General features: G+C 33.4%; 1 protein-coding gene. It reads right to left on the bottom strand.

Features of this window, described 5'->3' with window-relative positions; all coding sequences use genetic code 11:
* Positions 1-846 (bottom strand): IS30 family transposase (locus KMP12_RS07420; protein ID WP_215757069.1); only part of this gene is annotated, 846 nt, incomplete at its 3' end.
* Positions 847-936 lie beyond the last annotated feature (90 nt).

Here is a 936-nt window from a genome sequence, read left to right as displayed (position 1 = left end):
GGTTGTTGTGCCTTTTGGGAACCATCGTCTAATCAATCGATTTGCATTTTCGTTACTACCTCGTTCATAAGAAGAAAACGGATGTGCGTAATAAATAGGACAAGTGATGGCTTCGTCTAGTCTTAAAAATTCAGAACCATTATCAGCTGTTAAAGAGCGAATTAAATAGTCTTGTTGAATAGACGTCAAAGCGGTATTCACACTTTGGGCCGTTTTATCAGGAATAAGACGAATGATTTCATAGCGTGTTTTTCTGTCTGTTAATGTCAATAACTGTTGTCCACGTTTCTTGTTTAAAATGACTAAATCAATTTCAAAATGCCCAATTTCTTTTCGTTCGTTAATCTCTTGTGGTCGCTGTTCAATAGAGAGGGCATTCGTTTTTCTTGGTGGTCGTTTTTCATTTGATTTTATTGGTTTAGTTTTTCTAGGGTAAATCAGATGTTTACGTGAAATACCTGCTATCCATCCTTTATATATCCATGTGTAAATTGTCGTAAAAGACGGCATATCTGGTAATTGACTAATCATTTCAGGGGAATATTTATCCATAATTTTTTCTCTGATTACATTTTCTTTTTCTACAGTCCACGTATCCGTTCTACCTACGGCTAAACGTAAATGATTATAATCATTCTGTGCTTTTTGAGCAGAGTATTCTTTAGTGCCACCATGAAAAGATAAATCAATCAGTCCGCGTTTAATTTCGTTATTAATAGTTTGGTGATTTTTGCCTAATAATCTAGCGATTTCTCGGTTACTTTTTCCTTCTTTTTTCCATTTTTCAATTAAATAACGCTCTTTTTCTGTAATGTGTTTGCCTTTTGTGTTATAATGTTCTTGCATCTCTTGGTATCCTTTTTTTGTAGTTACTAAAAGTATATCCTATGAGATGCTTTTTTTGTACTACTGGCTAACTTAATTATATAATTTACT

The organism is Gemella sp. zg-1178 (assembly GCF_018790995.1).
Lineage (GTDB): Bacteria > Bacillota > Bacilli > Staphylococcales > Gemellaceae > Gemelliphila.
This window is presented reverse-complemented; position numbering and strand designations above follow the sequence as displayed.